This is a genomic window from Nocardia sp. NPDC005978 (assembly GCF_040614455.1).
GTDB lineage: Bacteria > Actinomycetota > Actinomycetes > Mycobacteriales > Mycobacteriaceae > Nocardia.
The window spans coordinates 1-16,162 of the sequence record NZ_JBEXUS010000001.1 but is presented as its reverse complement, the minus strand read 5'-3'; the positions used below and the strand labels follow the sequence as shown (position 1 = coordinate 16,162).

General features: G+C 70.0%; 19 protein-coding genes. 10 read left to right on the top strand and 9 right to left on the bottom strand.

Translation table 11 applies throughout. The features are described 5' to 3' along the window. The first annotated feature begins 85 nt into the window (after positions 1-85). From ABZ319_RS00095 to ABZ319_RS00080, 4 genes are all read left to right on the top strand, one after another. A complete protein-coding gene (locus ABZ319_RS00095) occupies positions 86-1,468 on the top strand; it encodes a DUF1214 domain-containing protein (RefSeq protein ID WP_354984049.1) in 1,383 nt (460 codons plus the stop codon). Positions 1,469-1,609: 141 nt separating this feature from the next. Continuing rightward, entirely contained in the window at positions 1,610-2,707 is a 1,098-nt protein-coding gene (locus tag ABZ319_RS00090; protein WP_354984048.1) for a histidine kinase, read from the top strand. Further along, complete coding sequence (locus ABZ319_RS00085) at positions 2,704-3,354, top strand: response regulator transcription factor (protein ID WP_354984047.1); 651 nt, start codon at positions 2,704-2,706, stop codon at positions 3,352-3,354. The genes ABZ319_RS00090 and ABZ319_RS00085 overlap by 4 nt, the downstream gene beginning before the upstream one ends. Positions 3,355-3,422: 68 nt before the next feature. Beyond that, complete coding sequence (locus ABZ319_RS00080; RefSeq protein WP_354984046.1) at positions 3,423-4,430, top strand: DUF418 domain-containing protein; 1,008 nt, start codon at positions 3,423-3,425, stop codon at positions 4,428-4,430. A gap of 20 nt (positions 4,431-4,450) precedes the next feature. Here ABZ319_RS00080 and ABZ319_RS00075 read toward each other — a convergent pair whose 3' ends face one another. The 5 genes from ABZ319_RS00075 to ABZ319_RS00055 form a co-directional block, all read right to left on the bottom strand. Continuing rightward, positions 4,451-4,918, bottom strand: coding sequence for a nuclear transport factor 2 family protein (locus tag ABZ319_RS00075; RefSeq protein WP_354984045.1), 468 nt, complete (start codon positions 4,916-4,918; stop codon positions 4,451-4,453). A gap of 98 nt (positions 4,919-5,016) precedes the next feature. Next, positions 5,017-6,342, bottom strand: coding sequence for a hypothetical protein (locus ABZ319_RS00070; RefSeq protein WP_354984044.1), 1,326 nt, complete (start codon positions 6,340-6,342; stop codon positions 5,017-5,019). Then, positions 6,342-6,737: a hypothetical protein gene (locus ABZ319_RS00065; RefSeq protein ID WP_354984043.1), complete on the bottom strand. Its 396-nt coding sequence runs from the start codon at positions 6,735-6,737 to the stop codon at positions 6,342-6,344. The genes ABZ319_RS00070 and ABZ319_RS00065 overlap by 1 nt, the downstream gene beginning before the upstream one ends. A gap of 1 nt (position 6,738) precedes the next feature. Beyond that, positions 6,739-6,912, bottom strand: coding sequence for a hypothetical protein (locus ABZ319_RS00060; RefSeq protein ID WP_354984042.1), 174 nt, complete (start codon positions 6,910-6,912; stop codon positions 6,739-6,741). After that, positions 6,909-8,666: a hypothetical protein gene (locus ABZ319_RS00055; RefSeq protein ID WP_354984232.1), complete on the bottom strand. Its 1,758-nt coding sequence runs from the start codon at positions 8,664-8,666 to the stop codon at positions 6,909-6,911. Before ABZ319_RS00055 ends, ABZ319_RS00060 begins: the two co-directional genes overlap by 4 nt. A 317-nt stretch (positions 8,667-8,983) precedes the next feature. On the opposite strand from ABZ319_RS00055, the gene ABZ319_RS00050 reads away from it, so the two are divergent. Then, positions 8,984-10,090, top strand: coding sequence for a helix-turn-helix domain-containing protein (locus ABZ319_RS00050; protein WP_354984041.1), 1,107 nt, complete (start codon positions 8,984-8,986; stop codon positions 10,088-10,090). A gap of 10 nt (positions 10,091-10,100) precedes the next feature. On the opposite strand, the gene ABZ319_RS00045 is transcribed toward ABZ319_RS00050, so the two are convergent. The 4 genes from ABZ319_RS00045 to ABZ319_RS00030 all read right to left on the bottom strand — a co-directional run bounded on the left by ABZ319_RS00045 (position 10,101) and on the right by ABZ319_RS00030 (position 12,614). Then, positions 10,101-10,388 carry a hypothetical protein gene (locus ABZ319_RS00045; protein ID WP_354984040.1) on the bottom strand — a complete coding sequence of 96 codons (288 nt, stop codon included), beginning with the start codon at positions 10,386-10,388 and terminating at the stop codon, positions 10,101-10,103. Between the two features lie 173 nt (positions 10,389-10,561). After that, the gene (locus ABZ319_RS00040; protein ID WP_354984039.1) at positions 10,562-11,845 is read right to left on the bottom strand and encodes a GAF domain-containing protein; all 1,284 of its coding nucleotides are present in this window, start codon (positions 11,843-11,845) and stop codon (positions 10,562-10,564) included. A 175-nt stretch (positions 11,846-12,020) separates the two neighbouring features. Then, on the bottom strand, positions 12,021-12,266 hold the full coding sequence (locus ABZ319_RS00035; protein WP_354984038.1) for a CsbD family protein: 246 nt from the start codon (positions 12,264-12,266) through the stop codon (positions 12,021-12,023). Positions 12,267-12,365: 99 nt separating this feature from the next. Continuing rightward, on the bottom strand, positions 12,366-12,614 hold the full coding sequence (locus tag ABZ319_RS00030; RefSeq protein ID WP_354984037.1) for a hypothetical protein: 249 nt from the start codon (positions 12,612-12,614) through the stop codon (positions 12,366-12,368). 258 nt (positions 12,615-12,872) lie between these two features. Between ABZ319_RS00030 and ABZ319_RS00025 the strand changes: the two genes are divergently transcribed. The 5 genes from ABZ319_RS00025 (at position 12,873) to ABZ319_RS00005 (ending at position 16,040) form a co-directional block, all read left to right on the top strand. Beyond that, on the top strand, positions 12,873-13,445 hold the full coding sequence (locus ABZ319_RS00025) for a helix-turn-helix domain-containing protein (RefSeq protein ID WP_354984036.1): 573 nt from the start codon (positions 12,873-12,875) through the stop codon (positions 13,443-13,445). Positions 13,446-13,546: 101 nt separating this feature from the next. Next, the gene (locus ABZ319_RS00020; protein WP_354984035.1) at positions 13,547-14,116 is read left to right on the top strand and encodes a nuclear transport factor 2 family protein; all 570 of its coding nucleotides are present in this window, start codon (positions 13,547-13,549) and stop codon (positions 14,114-14,116) included. Next, a complete protein-coding gene (locus tag ABZ319_RS00015; RefSeq protein WP_354984034.1) occupies positions 14,113-15,060 on the top strand; it encodes an oxidoreductase in 948 nt (315 codons plus the stop codon). Before ABZ319_RS00020 ends, ABZ319_RS00015 begins: the two co-directional genes overlap by 4 nt. A gap of 258 nt (positions 15,061-15,318) precedes the next feature. After that, positions 15,319-15,690 (top strand): hypothetical protein, encoded by a 372-nt coding sequence (locus ABZ319_RS00010; RefSeq protein WP_354984033.1) that lies wholly within the window; start codon positions 15,319-15,321, stop codon positions 15,688-15,690. A gap of 29 nt (positions 15,691-15,719) precedes the next feature. Next, entirely contained in the window at positions 15,720-16,040 is a 321-nt protein-coding gene (locus tag ABZ319_RS00005; protein ID WP_354984032.1) for a metalloregulator ArsR/SmtB family transcription factor, read from the top strand. Positions 16,041-16,162: the final 122 nt, after the last annotated feature.

The window sequence follows — 16,162 nt, the reverse complement described above, 5'->3', positions numbered from 1 at the left end:
GAGCTTCATCCGTTGCGGGTGATGCGACGGACCGACGCCGCGCGGTGAACTGCAAGGCAACCCCAATCGCGATGAAAGGTTGCCCATGACCGGCGTCGAGCAGGATCGCTATGAATTCCGGGACGGATTCCCCGAGACGGACGCCGTCGGGCGGGCCTGGGCCGATGTGGATTTCCAGCGGGCGGTGACGGCCTATCGGTTCTGGTATCCGACGGTGTCGCTCGAAGGCATTCTCAACGGCAATCGGGAAGTCGGGTTGACCGACGGCAAGGCGATCGGGATCGTGGCTGCCGGGCCGCGACAGGTCGGGTTCACCCTCAACTCCGATACCCCGTACGGGTCGGCCGCCCTGGACCTGCGGGACGGGCCGATGGTGGTCGAGCTGCCCGCCGGGGCCTACATCGGGCTGCTCGACGATCACCATCAGCGATGGATCACCGATATGGGCATACCCGGGCCGGACGGCGGGAAGGGGGGAACCTATGTCGTGACCCCGCCGGGGTATGACCGCGACGTCGAACTGGACGCGCACGTGGTGAACTCCGGTTCGTTCACGGTGTTGCTCGCGCTGCGGTCGCTGCCGTTGCAGGGGGACCAGGACGCGGCGCTCGCGGCGTTGCGGGCCGTGCGGGTCTACCGGCTCGGCGCTCCCGAGCAGACCCTCGACTTCGTCGACACCACCGAACTCGACATGGACAACACCTGCCTGCGGTGGGAGGACGGACTCGAGTTCTGGCGAGTGCTGCATCGCGTTCTGTCCGACGAGCCGCTGGTCGCGGAGTTCACGCCAATGTACGGATTGCTCGCGGATCTGGGGATCGAGCGCGGCGGTGACTTCGCGCCCGATCGGGACACCGCCGCCCTGCTCGAGCGAGCGGCCCGCGCGGGCCGGGATCAGATGCTGGTCTCGGCGTTCGCCGGTCGGCGAGCGGATCGGATCGCGTGGGCGGACCGCGGCTGGGAGTGGGTCGGGCTCGTCGAGGACAACGGCGACTTCCGGACCGAATCCGGATTCGACCTCGACGCGCGCGAGCGCTGGTTCATTCAGGCGATCATCGCGTCCCCGGCGATGTTCCGCCGCCAGGTCGGCGGCGGCTCGCTGTACTGGCTCGGGGTCCGCGACAGCGCGGGTGACTTCCTCGACGGCGGCAACCACTACACCCTCGACATCCCACAACCGGTGCCCGCCAAGCTTTTCTGGTCGATCACCGTCTACGACGCCGCCACCCGCTCCCAGGTGCGGGCCGAACAGAACAGCGCCGCACTGCGTTCGCTGTTCGAGCTGCGCGATCTTCCCACCGACGAACCGCTTCGCCTGCATTTCGGTCCCACCTGCCCGCCGGGGGCCGAACAGCGCTGGCTGCAAACGGTTCCCGGCCACGGCTGGTTCGTGTACCTGCGCATATACGGCCCCGAGCAGGCCGCCTTCGACGGCAGTTGGAAGCCGGGCGACTTCGAACGTGCCTGAGCCCCGTGAGTAATGGTGCGGCATCGCGGTTCTACAGCCCGACCCCGGAATTCTTCGACAGGTCGTGGCAACCCACCGACATCACGGCGGTGAGCTGAACCGAGAAGCATCTATGGTCGTTGCATGCCGCGCGTGTTAGCTATGACATTGCTGATCCCCGCGATACTCGCCGCGTTCGTTGAGATCATCGGGGAGGCGCCGCCGGGTCGCGTCGGCGTCGATCTGGTGGGAGTGGCGGCCGGGACGTGGGCGTGTTCGAGTATCGCCCGCTCGGAGGTCCCGCTGCTCCGGCAGTCGCGAGTGCTCGTAGCCCTGGGAGTGCTGACCTCGGCCGTAGTCGCCGGGGCGGTTTGGCCCGGCCCGATTCCATGGGCGATCGCCTCGGTGTGGGTGGCGATCGTCACCGCCGGGGTCGCGGCGTCCCGTATTCGGAACGGTGGCGACGTGGCCGTGGTCGCGTGGCTCGTGCTGCTGGTGTTCGGGTCCGGCTACCGATTCGTGCTGCGCGGGCACGAGGACGAGGGCGTCGTGTCCATCGTCATGCTGCTCACGCTGGTATCGGTGTCGACGGGACTGCTGCTGCGGGCTCAGCGCCAGAGCCAGGAGGCGCAGCGGGCCGTAGTGCTCGCCGAGGCCCGCACCGAGATGGCCCGCGATCTGCACGACGTGATCGCGCACGAGGTCATCGGGATCGTGGTGCTGGCCACCGCCGCGCGAGCGCACGCGCACGGCGACTCGCGAAAGGCGCTGGAGCGCATCGAGAATTCGGGCAGGCGCGCGCTCGCCGACATTCGGGCGATGGTCGGGACGTTGCGGACCGGGGAGGCCCAGCACGGCACGTCCGATCCGGGCGACCTGGTCGAGCGGTTCCGCGACATGGTCGCCGCCGACGTGGTGGCCGAGTTGGACCCGGCCGTCCGCGCACCCGAGGTCGCCGAGACCGTGGTGCTGGTGGCGCATCGGGTGCTGGCCGAGTCGCTGAACAACATTCGCCGCCACGCCACCGACGCGACCCGCGTGGACATCCGCCTGCGCCTGATCTCACCGGAGACCGTCAGCCTGCAGATCGCCGACAACGGTTCGGGCGCCGCGGGATCGGTCGGCGGAGGCGGGCAGGGCCTGCCCGGACTGCACGAGCGGGTCGCCGAGGTCGGCGGCACGCTGTCCGCCCGGCGCGCCGCCACGGGCTGGGCGGTGGACGTCACCATGCCGGCCCGCGGAAGGGCGTACACCGCATGAGTATTCGCGTCATAGTCGCCGACGACCAGGAGATGGTCCGGTTCGGTTTCGCGATGATCATCGACGGCGACCCGGACATGGAGGTCGTGGCGCAGTGCCGGGACGGGGTGGAGGCGATAGAGGCCGTGCGGGCGCACGATCCCGACGTGGCGCTGCTGGACATTCGCATGCCCCGGCTGGACGGGCTCGAGGTGTGCCGGCGGGTATCCGGCCGCACGAACGTGGTCATGGTGACGACCTTCGACGATGACGAGTACGTCGACACCGCCCTCGCCAACGGCGCTCTCGGCTTTCTGCTCAAGGACTCCTCACCGGAACTGCTGCTGGCCGCCATTCGCGCCGCCGTCGCCGGGGACGCGCTGATCAGTCCGGAATTGACCACCCGCCTGCTCGCGCGGAGCCGGGCGGGCGGCGCGCGCCGAACGCCCCCGGAGCCGCTGGCCGCGGCGGTGGCCGAGCTGACGCCCCGGGAAAGGGAGATCGCCGCGCTGGTCGCGGTCGGTAGGAGCAACGGTGAGATCGCCGGGCAGGTGTTCGTCTCGCTCGGCACCGTGAAGAGCCATATCGCGAACCTGCAGCGCAGGCTGGGGGCGCGGAACCGGGTCGAGGTCGCCGCGCAGCTGTGGCGCGCGGGGTTCATGGACTAGCCGATCGGCTATCCGGTCCGGCCACTCGGCCGATGTGCGGGGATCCCCACCGGCAGCACGCTGGGAGCATGCGACGACTCGAGAGCCTCGATGTACTGCGTGGGTTCGCCCTGTGCGGAATCCTGTTCGCGAACGCGCCGGTGATGCTGCACCTGCTCGGCCCCCGGCCGGACGGCACGCCCGATCCGGTGTCGACGGCGTTGGACTACACCGTGAACTACCGTTTCTTCCCGCTGTTCGCGCTGATGTTCGGCATCGGCTTCGCCCTGATGTGGCGGTCGGTCGCCGCGACACTGGCCGCGCCCCGTCGCGCGCTGCTTCAGCGGCTGCTGATGCTGCTGGTGTTCGGCGTGCTGCATCAGCTGCTCCAGCCCGGCGAGGCGCTACTGCCGTACGCGATCGTCGGTGTGGTGCTGCTGCTCCCGGCGACCTTACTGCCGCCGCGGCGCATTCCGCTCGTGACCGGGGCCGCGGGAATCCTGCTGCTGGCGGGCGGGCTTGCCGTGAACGGGCAATTGCTCTTGGTGCCGGGGCTTTTCCTGCTCGGCTTCGCCGCGGGCTCGACCGCGCTGCCGCGGCGCGTCGAGGATGACCCGCGGATCGCGCTGTGGCCGCTGCTCGCCCTCGTGCCCGCGGTGATCGCCGGACTGCTTGCGCAACAGCGCAATCCGATGGGCGCCGCGCTGATCACCGGGTTGGCCATGGCGGCGATGTACGCCTGCCTGTTGCTCGCGGCCCTGGCGACGCCGTTGCGCCCCCTGCTGGTTCGGGTGTTCGCGCCATTGGGACGCACGGCCCTGACCAATTACATCGGGGCGAGCGTCATCCTGGTTCTGGTCTATCGGTTCGCCGCGGCACCCCTGGGGCTGAGCGCCGACAGCGCGCACTCCCGGCTGCGAATGGTGCTGCTGTGCGGGGTGATTCTGCTCGTGCAGAACATGGTCGCAACGTGGTGGCTGGCGCGGTTCGGGCAGGGACCGCTGGAAAAGGTGTGGCGGGCGGTCACCTACTCGGGCTCGGCACCCCTGCCCGCCGGTGCGGCCCGGCATACCCGCCCGGCCGCGGTAGCCGGCTGACCGCCGGCAATTCCGAACCCCTACCGCGCGGTGAGATCACCGTCGGCGGTGGGGGATTCGTCGAAAGCCTGGGCGACCGACAGGCTGTCCTCGTACACGTGGTGCCGAGTGACGAGACCGTCTTCGATCGTCACGTGCAGCGCGAACCGGGAACGATAGGCGCGCCCGGTGGTGCGCGCGGTCTGGCGGATCTCGCCCATGATCACCGCGTCCGAGCCGTCCACGAGAATGCGTTCGATGACGGTGCCGGCCTGCTCGGGCACATGGTGGTCGCCGATCGCTCGGAAGTGCTCGGCGGCGTCGGCGCGGGTGGCGCGGTGCCGAATCCACGGGGTGGCGGTGCGGCCGTGCTCGGCCTCGGGCCAGTCCAGCTTCCAGTCGCTGAGCGGCGCGTAGAGGGCGGCGATGCCGTCCGGATCGCCCGCGCCGATGCGCCGCAGCAGTTCCTCGACGACGGTGCGGGTGGTGTCGGTTGCGATCTTGTTCATGCCGACCAGAGTGCCCGGGCGTGCGAACGGTGTCGATTACCCGGGAGGTAACGGGTGCGCGGATGCGACGGCGGCGCGGGTGAGAACCGCTGTCGCGCTCACGCTTCGAAGAGCAGGTACAGCCCGGCGAAGGTGAAGCCGACCATCGTCAGCATCAGGGCGAGCTGGCCGGTGAGCCGGTGTGCGGGCGGGAGCAGCCGCAGGCAGCGGTCGTGGGCCGCGGTGACGCCGAGGATGTGCCCGGTGAGCACGGCCATGACCTTGATCGTGCCGAGCAGCGCCGGATTCGTCGAGAGCAGGTAGGCGGTGTCCCGATCGGCGAGACCGGCCAGATTCCAGCCGCGGTCGAAGGGATCGGCGAACAGGATGATCGTGGTCTGGCCCTTCTCCACCAGGAACGTGAGGTAGTGGGCGATCAGGTAGCCCGCGATGATCGGGGTGAGGCTGTGCGCGAGCCGGTTCGGAAGTTTCGCCCGGGCGGCGGGGGACAGGCCGCCGGTCGCGCGGGCCGCCAGCCAGAACGCGCCGCCGACCACGACGATGAAGCCCAGCAGGCCGAGCGTGGCCAGGCCGGTCGCCCGGAGTTGGGAGTGCTCTTCGGCTTTCACCAGCAGCGACCGCCACGACGGGAACATCGAGAAGCTGTCGAAAGCGGTGGAGCCCAGCAGGGTCGCCGCGACCGCGACCGAACCCGCGCGAGCGGGTGTGCCGGCCAGATTGGCCAGCGGTGACCGCAGGACCGGCTCGCCGGTATCGCGCCGGCCCAGGGGGCTGAGACGGCCGAGCAGGGAGCTGTACACCTCGATCGGATCGGCGCGTTCGGCCCAGACGGTGCCGAAGAGGAACAGCCCGAGGGTGGTCGTCGTCAGGTATGAGAGGAACCAGATCGTCACCGCGGCAACGGCTCCCGGATCCGGGTAGGCAAGTTCGAGCCAGACGAAGGAGAACAGGCCGGCGGCCGCGGGCCAGTGGCCCCAGCCCTCGCGGTAGGCCAACGGCCCGGTGCCGGTATCGGACCGGCGGATCAGGCGGTGGATCGCGCGGGCCGGGGACAGGATCTTCCAGACCGGGCCCAGCAGCAGCGAAGCCGCCATGACCCCGACCCACAGGAAGATGTAGAGCACGCCGGGGGCCGGGTTGCGGCCCGGGTCCGGCGAGCCGAAAAGCGCTATGGCCGTGACGACTACGGTGGCGACGACGCCGAGTGCGGCGAGTGCGTCGCGGAGTCGCGGTGCGTCGATCACCGCGCGCAGCCCGGCGGGCAGCAGTAGTCCCGGTGAACGCGGATCGAGCCGGGGCTGCTTCCACGCGAAGATCAGGATCGCGAAGGAGAACGTGAGCGCCCAGGCCGCGCCGACGAGCGCGTAGGACAGCGGTATCGGCAGGTCCGCGGCCCCGCCGATGCCGTGCGCGAGGACCGCCATCAGCGCACGAGCAGCGTGGCCACGGTCCGCCCGGCCTCGTGCAGTTCCAAATCGACCCGGCCCGGGACGTCGATGGTGAAGCGGAAGCGCTGCCCGGCCCCGGGGACGATCGCGAAGCTGTGCTCGGGGGTGCCGTGCACGTGCAGCTCGTCGCGGGCGTCGCTGTCGACCACGACCTCGATCGGGCCGCCCGCCTTCGCCTCCAGGACCGCGCCGGTGGGATCGACCGAGCCATCGGCGATGCGCACGGTGATGACGAGCGCGTTCGCCGGAGTCGCGGCGCTGGTCTCCGCGCTCGAAGGCGCACCGGCGGTGGGGTTTTCGCGGGCCGAGCAGCCTGCGGTGAGCAGGCAGCTCAGCGCCAGCAGCGCGAATCCGACTCGTGGCGCGGACAATTCAGTTCTCCTCATCGGGCTCGGGATGGTTGTGCTCGTCGTCGGGGCCCGCGCGGCGGTCGCGCACCGCGATGAACACGATGACGGCGACGATGAGCAGCGCCGGTGCGAAGGCCGGGATCGCCAGCAGGATCGAGTGATCCGCGAGGATCGCGATATCCCCGGAACCCGTCACGGCGCGGGCACCGCGGCGCGATCGGCCCGCAGGTAGCGGTCGTTGATCCGGGCCGCGCCCCAGGACAGCGCGGCGATCAGGGCCAGGCTGCACAGCAGGACCACCAGTCCGGCCGCGGTGAACAGCCAGGCCGGGTGATCGAAGGAGCGCTCGCGCTGCAGCACGGTGATCTCGGCGACGAAATCGCGGCGGAACGATTCCAGCGCGGGCACCTCCACCGCCCCGATGCCGGGATCGGCGGCCATGTAGATCGGCAGCGCGGTCTGCGTGCGCCCATCCTGTATGCGCAGCACCGTCTTCCATGAGCCGTGCACCGGGACGGGGCGGGTCGAGCGGTAGTGACCGGCGTCCACGCGCTCGAGCTGATCGACGACCAGACCGCGTCCGGGGCTGTCGCTGCCCACGCCGCCCTGCCAGGCCAGGATCTGAATCCACTCGGGATCCGTGCCGACCAGATCGACGGGATCGAGGCGGATGTCGGCGCGGACCATCCGGCCGCCGTCGGGGTCCGCGTCGGTCAGCGCGACGGTGGCCGAGGCGTTGTCCGGCAGCTCGGTGAGCAGGCCGTTCGTCGTGGCGGCCGCGGCGATCAGCACCGCCGCGATCACCAGGCCCCGGCGCACCGCGGGCCGGGGCAGCCGCTCGCCCCGCAGGACCAGCGCCAGCAGCGCGCCCACCACACCGCCGGCGATGCCGACCGGGATGGCCATCGCGAGCAGTTCCGGCCACATCGCGGCGGGCCAGGCGTCGACGAACATCGCCTTGATCCACAGGGATTCGAGCAGCAGACCCGCGGTCGCGATGCCCGCGCCGGCGAGCGCGCCCCACCAGATCGGCCGCTGCCGGGCCAGCGGCAGCAGCGCGCAGAGTTCCACGACCACGGCCGCGCCCAGGTAGAGCGGGAACACGTTGCGCGGCGCGTCGATGATGGGCCCGCCCACCAGCCACGCGACCACCCCGCGCACCGTTGCCGCGAAAGCCACCACCACGAGGGTGCTGAACGGGCCGAGGGTCAGGCGCGCCGCGATGAGCGCGATGGCGGCCGCGGCGACGATGAGCATGGGTTGCAGGACCAGCCGGAACTGCTCGACGCCGAAATCGAACTCGACCCCGAAGACCGACAGGCCGATCAGCAGGCCGCCGAACGCGAACGAGCGCACCAGCCAGCCGCCCTCGGGACGGCTGGGGTCGGGCCGGTTGCGGCGGCCCTCGTACTCCAGCAGCAGCACACCGACCAGCGACAGGCCGGCGCCGCCGATGAGCATCAGATGGGTTGGGCCCCAGAGGGTTACGTCCTGGCCGAACATGCGGTGCCAGATGTCGTCGAGCGGGAAGCCGATCAGCGCGTAGAGTCCGGCGCCCGCGATGAGGATGCCGCCGACCGGGGCGTACCAGGTGCGGGTGATGCGAACGGCGGCCACGCCTGGCTTCTCCTCCAGCGGCAGCACGATGGCCGTCATTCCGGCGGTGAACAGGAAGAACAGGCCGACGAGGATGAAATAGTGCGCCGGATTGGCCAGCGGGCCCTCGTCGCGGCCGTTGCCGATGTGCAGGCTGACATCCCAGATGAAGCCGAGCAGCGCGGTGAGGATCGTGGCCAGGAACAGCGCCACCGGCAGGGCGACCCAGCCGGGCCGGTTGAACAGCCGGCCCAGGCCGTCGGCGAGGCGTTGCAGCCAGGTGATGCGGCGGGTGCGGTGCAGATAGCCGACCCACAGCAGGATCAGGCCGATCACACCGGCCGAACCGGACATCAGCGCGACCTGATCCAAGGCCGCGCCACCGCCTTCGCCGCCCGCTTGGGCGAGCAGGGTGAGATTGTGCACGCCATCGGGCACGGCAGACCTCCATCACGAACAGGTAGTTACTGTTACGGACGGTAGCATGAAATTAGTGCACAGTGTTGCGCTTCATTTCGCGGGTTGATCATACCGCGATAGCAGGGCAACAGCTATTTTCAATGTTGTTGGTGTACAAGCGTGCACCGAAACGCTAGGGTTCGGCGACCGCCGGTCACGACAGGTTCCGACGACCGGCGCGGAAGGGCAGGCCAGGACAGATGAGCAGTTGCGTGCAGACCTCCAGTCTCGTTTTCGAATCCGAGGAAGCGGTAGCGCCGGGCGATCCGGGTGATCTCGCGGCCGACGTGCGGCGCGCGGGTATGGACCTGGCGTTGCAGGGACACCGCGGCGACGATGTCAGCGCGCGCATGGCCGAACTCGAACACTGCGCTCGGCAGTGGGCCCGGCTCGGCCTGGGTCTGGATCGACTCCAGCAGGCCGTGCACCAGGGCTATCGTGCGGGCTCCGATCGCGCGTACGCCGTTGCGCCGCTTACCGATACCGACGCGGCGATCGTCGCGGCACGGCGGCATCTGGATCTGCTGGAGGCGGTGCACGTCCGGCTCACCCGCGCCTACACCCGGCAGCTCCCGGCGCCCGTGGACTCGCATCAGGCGGCCGCTCGCAACGTCGCCGTCGCCCTGTTGCGCGGTGAGCTCGCGGGTCCCCTCGCCCGGCACAGCGGTATTCCGATCAGCGCCCGGTATCACCTGGTCGCCATCGGACTGCCGAGGTCGGCCGAGCGCGACGCCGCCGCGCCGGTGGTCGCCGCCCGCATCACCGCGGCGCTGACCAGCCGCTGCGGGGAGGGCGCGCTGTCCATTCTCGGCGCGGACGGCGGCACGTTGCTGATCCCGTACGAGGCGGTTCGCGAGGGTGAACTCCACGACCTGGTCGCGGATCTGGCGGCGCTGACGCCGAATCCGCCGACCGCGGTGGTGGTCGTGGCCGAACCGGCCGAGCTGCCCGACGCGGGGCGGCAGGCGCACGAGCTTCTCGAAACGGCCATGTCGCTGCGCATCGCGCCGGGGCTCTATCCGATCAGCGAGCTGGGCCTGTACTTCCAGCTCACCCGGCCCGGTCCGGCCCGGGATGTGTTGCACGCCCTGCTCGATCCGCTCGAGGATCACCCGGATCTGCTCCAGACCCTGGGCGCCTACGTGGACAACGACTTCAACCGCCGCCGCACCGCGGGCGAACTGCACGTGCACCCCAACACCCTCGACTACCGCCTCAAACGGGTGCATCGTATGACCGGCTGCGACCCCGCCACCGCCTCGGGACTCTGGCGACTGCGCTCGGCGATGGTGGTGCGCCGATACACCGGCCGCCGGTAGCGGGCCGGTGTCAGTGGGCGGTCTCGAGCCGGTGCAGGTTCAGCAGGTCGAGGCCGAACTCGTCGAATCGGGCCAGCACGCCGTGCATCTCGACCGCGCCCGAGACGGGGCCGCACAGCACCGTCGTTCCGGCGCTGTAGTTCGCCGTCCATTCCCCGGGCAACCGGTCGAGCGCGCCGCGATCCACCTCGCCGTTCACCGTGAACTGGTACCGGGTGAGGGCGACGGCCGGCGTCTCGGCGGGAAGGTGATCGCGCGCGTGTCCGGACACCGCGAGCTTCGGACGCCGGACATGCACGGGTGTGCGCCTTCTCGGGTGCCGGTCGGCCGGGCGCGGTGCACCGAATTCGGCCGAGCCGGTTGAAGGACGTCCTCCCGGGCGCTGAACTGCGTTGATGATCACGCATCTCTAGTGCCCGCATTTTCGGGAAGTATTCGTTCCGGAAAAGAAAGATCTGCGCGGGGCGGCGATCAGCGGTTGCGGTAGGCGGCCAGACCGCCCAGCTCCTCGTCGGCGATGTAGACCGAGCGCACGTTCAGCAGGGCTTCCTCGACGTGCGCGGGGCAGCCCCAGGCCGCGTCGCCCCACGAGTCCGCGACCTTGATTTCGGCTGCGGCGGAACAGCGTTCGGACCCGCCGAGCTGGCAGAGATCGGGGTGGGGGGCGTCGGCCTGGGCCTCGGCGGCGGCCTGGAGGCGTGTGGTCAGCTCGGTGGCGGCCAGCGCCCGCTGTTCGGCTTCGGCGCGCAACTGCTGTTCGGCGTGGATCGCTTCGGCCAGGGCGGCGCGGGCGGCCTCGGTCTGGGCTTCGGCGCGCGCCTTCGCGGTTTCGATGTGGTGGCGTTCGATGGCCAGGCTCGCGGTGTCGGCGAACAGGCGGGCCAGGGCCAGATCGACTTCGTCGGGGGTGCGCGGGGTGGGGTGGTACATGGCGAACGTGCCGAGCAGCGCGCCGTCGCGGGCCAGCAGCGGGGTGGACCAGCAGGCCGCCACCCCGGCGCGCTCGGCGAGTTCGCGGAACTCGTCCCAGAACGGGTCGGCGCCGATGTCGGTCACGATGACCGGGGTTCGGCGGTGCGCGGCCGTGCCGCAGGAGCCCACGCCCTCGCCCGTGGCGATGCCGTCGATGGCCCGGTTGTAGAAATCGGGCAGGCTCGGTGCGGCGCCGTGCCGCAGGTGCAGGCCGTCGGGATCGGCCAGCAGGACCGAGACCAGGATCGGCTCGGGCGCGAGATCCTCTATGCAGCGCGCCATTCCGTCGAGCACCTCGCTCAGCGGCGCGTCCCGGGCGATCTGCTCGACCAGGGCGCGCTGTTCGGCGAGCAGGCGCTGCGCCTGCTTGATCTGGGTGGTCTCCACCCCCAGCAGGCGGGTGCCGCTCACGCGGCCGTGTGCGTCGCGGCGCGGCTCGTAGGTGAAGTCGAAAGTGGCCGTGCGCGGCTGCCCGGACCGGCCGAGCGGGATGGCGAGGTCCCGGGCGGCCCCGGGTTCACCGGTGCGATAGACCCGGTCGAGGGCAGCGGACACCTGCGCTCCGGCCGGGCCGGGCAGCAGCTCCGCGGGTGTGGACCCCGTGCCCGAGGGTGCGCCCACCGTGGCGAGGAATCCCGCGTTCGCTTCCTCCAGCAGCTGTTCGGCGCCGGTGAACACGGCCAGGATGGCGGCGGACCGGCCGAACAGCGACCGCACATCGCCCTCCGGCACGGAATCGCCGGGCCGGGATTCTTCCGGGTGGGCGTCCGATTCCGCTGTCATCGACCGGCTCTCCTCATCGCTGTGCGCACACCGAACTGGTCGCAGGTTCGGAAGGCTATCGGGTGCCGGACCGCACGCACAACACGACGGGTGCGGGTGGTCGTCCGGGTACCGACAGCCGGGAGCGGGCGCCCATGATGGGCACCCGCTCCCGGGCCGAACGAGCGTCGGTGGACTACTGGTTCTGCTGATGTGCGCGCTGGCGCTGCTCGTCGATGGCGGCTTCGGCTCGCGCCTTCTCCGCCTCGGCCTCCTTCTGCGCGGCGGCGCGCTGGGATTCGCCCTTGTCCTGCTGGGCGTCGCCCTCCCGGCGCAGCTGGTCGTTACCGATCACCGCGCCGGCGACTTCCTTGACCTTGCCCTTGATCCCCTCGACGACCCCCGAAACAGCTTCCAGGGGACCGCTCTTGCGCTCGGACATCGTTCAACCTCCGAAATGTGCTGCGTTATCTGGACATTGGCGCAATACCCACTCGATGCCGGTCGAATCAGCGGGGTTGGGCCGACGTCCGGTTTCTCGTCAGGAGCGCCGGCCACGAAAACGGATGTGTTCGACGGTGATCCAGGCGAAACCGGCGGAGAACGCCGCGGCGATCACCGCGGACCGCATGACCGGCCAGCCACCGGATCCGGCGAGGGTCCAGGCCAGGGTCAGCACGCCGGCGAGCAGCAGCGCGAATCCGGGCCAGTTGACGCCGTCGAGCAGGGTGGGCGGGGTGCCTGCCTCGCCGGTCAGCGGTGCGGCCTCGGAAACGGTGGTGTCGGTCATCGGCGGGGCTCCTCGTGTTCGGTTCAGAAGGGCGATTGCCCCGATCTCTACCGGCGAAACAACCGGCCCCCACCTGCACGTATCCCTGCTGGACCGGGCCGCTCGGTTCCGGAGACGACCGCGGCCCGGGCCCTGGATCGCGGGCAACGCCCGTGATCATGCGTACACGCTATGGCGAGATCGCCTCGCCGTCCTCACCCGAAATGGGTGGACCGGCTGCCACTTTACAGGTGGCTAGACAGGTGTAAATATTGAGCGATGGACGCGGCGACGAGCACAGACGTAGGACGGCGAGCATTGCGCGGGCGAGCGGCCGAAACGGTCGAGCGGCTGCTCGACGCGGGCCTGGAAGTGCTGCGCGAGCAAGGATTCGAGCAGCTGTCGATGCGCGAGGTCTGCCGCCGCGCCGGGGTGACCCACGCGACCGCGTACGGCTACTTCTCCGCCAAGGAACATCTGGTCTCGGAGATCTACTGGCGGCGGGTGCGAGCATGGTGCGAGACCCCGCTCGCCGATGGCGCCCCGCTCGAGCGCCTGGACGCGGTCTTCGACGAGCTGGCCGCGCTCTCGGCCGCCGAACCCGAGCTGAGCGTCGCGGCCTCGGCGGCGGTGCTGAGCCGCGATCCCGATGTGGCGAAGGTGCGTACGCGTATCGGCGCGGCCATGAGCGCACGCACCCGCCGCGCGGCCGGTGACTGTCCCGCCGATGTGCTCACCGCCCTCGACATCGCGGTCAGCGGTGCGATGGTGCAGGCGGGCATGGGCTATTTCTCCTACCCGGAGATGGCGAATCGCCTCCGCTCGATCGCCCGACTGATGGTGCGCCCCTGAGTTTTTCGATCCATCGCCCGGTGCGGGCCACGAGCCCGCCCCGGCGCCCTGCTGTACCGAACCGCGCGGCGGTTCACCGAAATAGATGAGGACAACCCCATATGAGTTTCGATCGCGCCGAACTGGAATCGTTCTGGCAGAGCTGGTTGGAGATCAACCGGCGTGCCCAGGAGCTCGGCGACTGGTCGGTCATGGCCGACCACTACGAACCCGACGCGACCTACGGCTGGTCCTACTCGGCCACGGACCAGTTCATGGCCACCGGCCGGGACGAGATCCGGGATCTGGCCCTGGGTACCGAGATGCTGGGCTTCCAGGGCTGGGTATACCCCTACCAGACCGCGGTCATCGACGAGCAGAACGGCCAGGTCGTCGGCTTCTGGCGCCAGCGCAGCACTTTCACCGACCCCTCGGGCGCGCCCTATGAGATCCCCGGCCTGGGCTGCAGCTGGTTCCAGTACAGCGGCAACAACACCTGGTCCTGGCAGCGCGACATCTTCGACGCCGGCATCGCCGCCAAGACCGTCGGCCGAATGTACAAGGACCGCACCAACACCCCCGAACTCGATGCCCGCGTGAAAGCCGCGACCAGCGGTCCCCAGCCCGGTCACTACCCGGGCCTGGAACAGATGAGCAGCCCGCTGTGGCCGGTTCCGGCGGTCGAGCTGTGACCGGCGCGGGCGGCCCGCACTGGTCCCTCGACCGCGCCGGGGATCAGAGCGGGCGCGTCGCGGTGGTGACGGGCGCCAACACCGGCATCGGGCTGGAAATGGCGCGGGCCCTGGCGCATCGGGGCGCGACGGTCGTGCTGGCCTGCCGCAACGCCGAGCGTGCCGCCGCGGCCCGCGCGGACATCCGCACCGGCGCCGCGAACGCGAACGTGCACATCGAGGAACTCGACACCAGCGATCTCACCTCTGTCGCCTTGTGCGCCGGTCGATTACGCGAGCGCTGGCCGGTCATCGATCTGCTGATCAACAACGCCGGTGTCATGGCCAAACAGCACACCGTGACCGAGGAGGGCTTCGAACTCGACTTCGTGACGAACTTCCTCGGGCACTTCGCGCTGACCGGGCAGCTGCTGGACGCGCTGTCCGCGGCCCCCGCCGCCCGCATCGTGACCGTCAGCAGTCTGACCCACCGCCGTCGCAACGCGACCCTCGATTACGACGACCTGACCCTTGATCGCGGCTTCGACTCGGAGCTGGCCTATGCGCGTTCGAAGATGGCGTCGATGACGTTCATGATCGAACTCCAGCGGCGGCTCGCGGCCTCCGGCTCGCGCACGATCTCGCTGGCCGCGCACCCCGGCGGTGTGCGGACAGGCATTCTGCGCGAACAGAATCGCCTCGTTCAGCTCGTGTACAACCCTCGAATGACCTGGCTGACCGGATGGTTCACCCAGGGCACGGTCGAAGGCGCCGAGCCGATCCTGCGCGCGGCCCTCGATCCGGACGTCGAGGGCGGCGAGTTCTTCGGCCCCGGCGGGCGCTGGGAGCTCATCGGCGCGCCGGTTCCGGTCGAGATCTCGCGCCGCGCACTGGATCCGGAGGCCGGTACGCGGTTGTGGGCGGTTGCCGAGAAGCTCACCGGGGTCTGCTTCCCCGCGGCTTGACCGGAGCCACACCCGAACACCTGGCGTTTGCTGGGTGATCGGGTGTGTGCGGGAGCAGCTTTCGCGCGGCGGGGAACGGGCGGTTGTGTCATGCCCCCCTGACAGCGCACCGCCGCGCGACAGCTGTTGACTGCCTGTTTGCAGAAATAGTGAATTGCATACCTATTGGAATCCTTCAGCAAACGGTGGCAACGGGCCCGCGCGCGTGTGTAGCGTCTGCGCACGCCGAAACAACGGCGGCGTGAGAGAGGAAAAACCATGGCGGACATGGAAGTTGCGCTCAAGGACATGATGATGCTGGACGGCGCGCTCGGGGCGGCGGTCGTCGACTACAACAGTGGGATGCCGCTCGGGACGTTGGGAGGGTCGAAGAACTTGAACCTCGACCTCGCCGCGGCCGGGAACACCGAGGTGGTGCGGGCCAAGTTGCGCACCATCGAACAACTCGGTCTCAGCGAAGAGATCGAAGACGTCCTGATCACCCTCGGTAGCCAGTACCATCTCATTCGGCCGACCCGGGGTCGCAGGTCCAGGGGTTTGTTTCTCTATCTCGCACTCGACCGGACCCGCGGCAACCTCGCCCTCGCTCGGCATCGGCTGAAAGACATCGAGCAGGAGCTCGAAATCTGACATCACCTGCCGGAAGGGGTGGCCCCGGAATGCCATCGATGCAACGGCCGCTCTATCAGATGAAGGCCGAGTTCTTCAAAACCCTGGGGCACCCCGTTCGCATCCGCGTTCTCGAATTGCTCAGCCTCCGTGCGCATCCGGTCTCGGAGTTGCTGGAGGAGATCGACGTGGAGGCCGCGAACCTCTCCCAGCAACTCTCGGTGCTGCGCCGAGCGGGCCTGGTTCGCGCCAATCGGACCGGTCTGTCTGTTACCTACGAACTCACTTCCCCGCAGGTTGCCGAACTGCTCGCCGTGGCCCGCGCCATCCTCACCGGCGTGGTCGCGGGCCAGGTCGAAGCCCTGGGGTAGGACCCGCGGGCGGGGGGGGGGGGCGGGCGGGGGGCGGGGGGGCGGCCCCCGGGGGGCCCCCCGGGGGTGTGGCGGGGGGGGGGGGGGGGTGTTTGGGGGGGTGGGCGGGGGGGCGCGCGCGG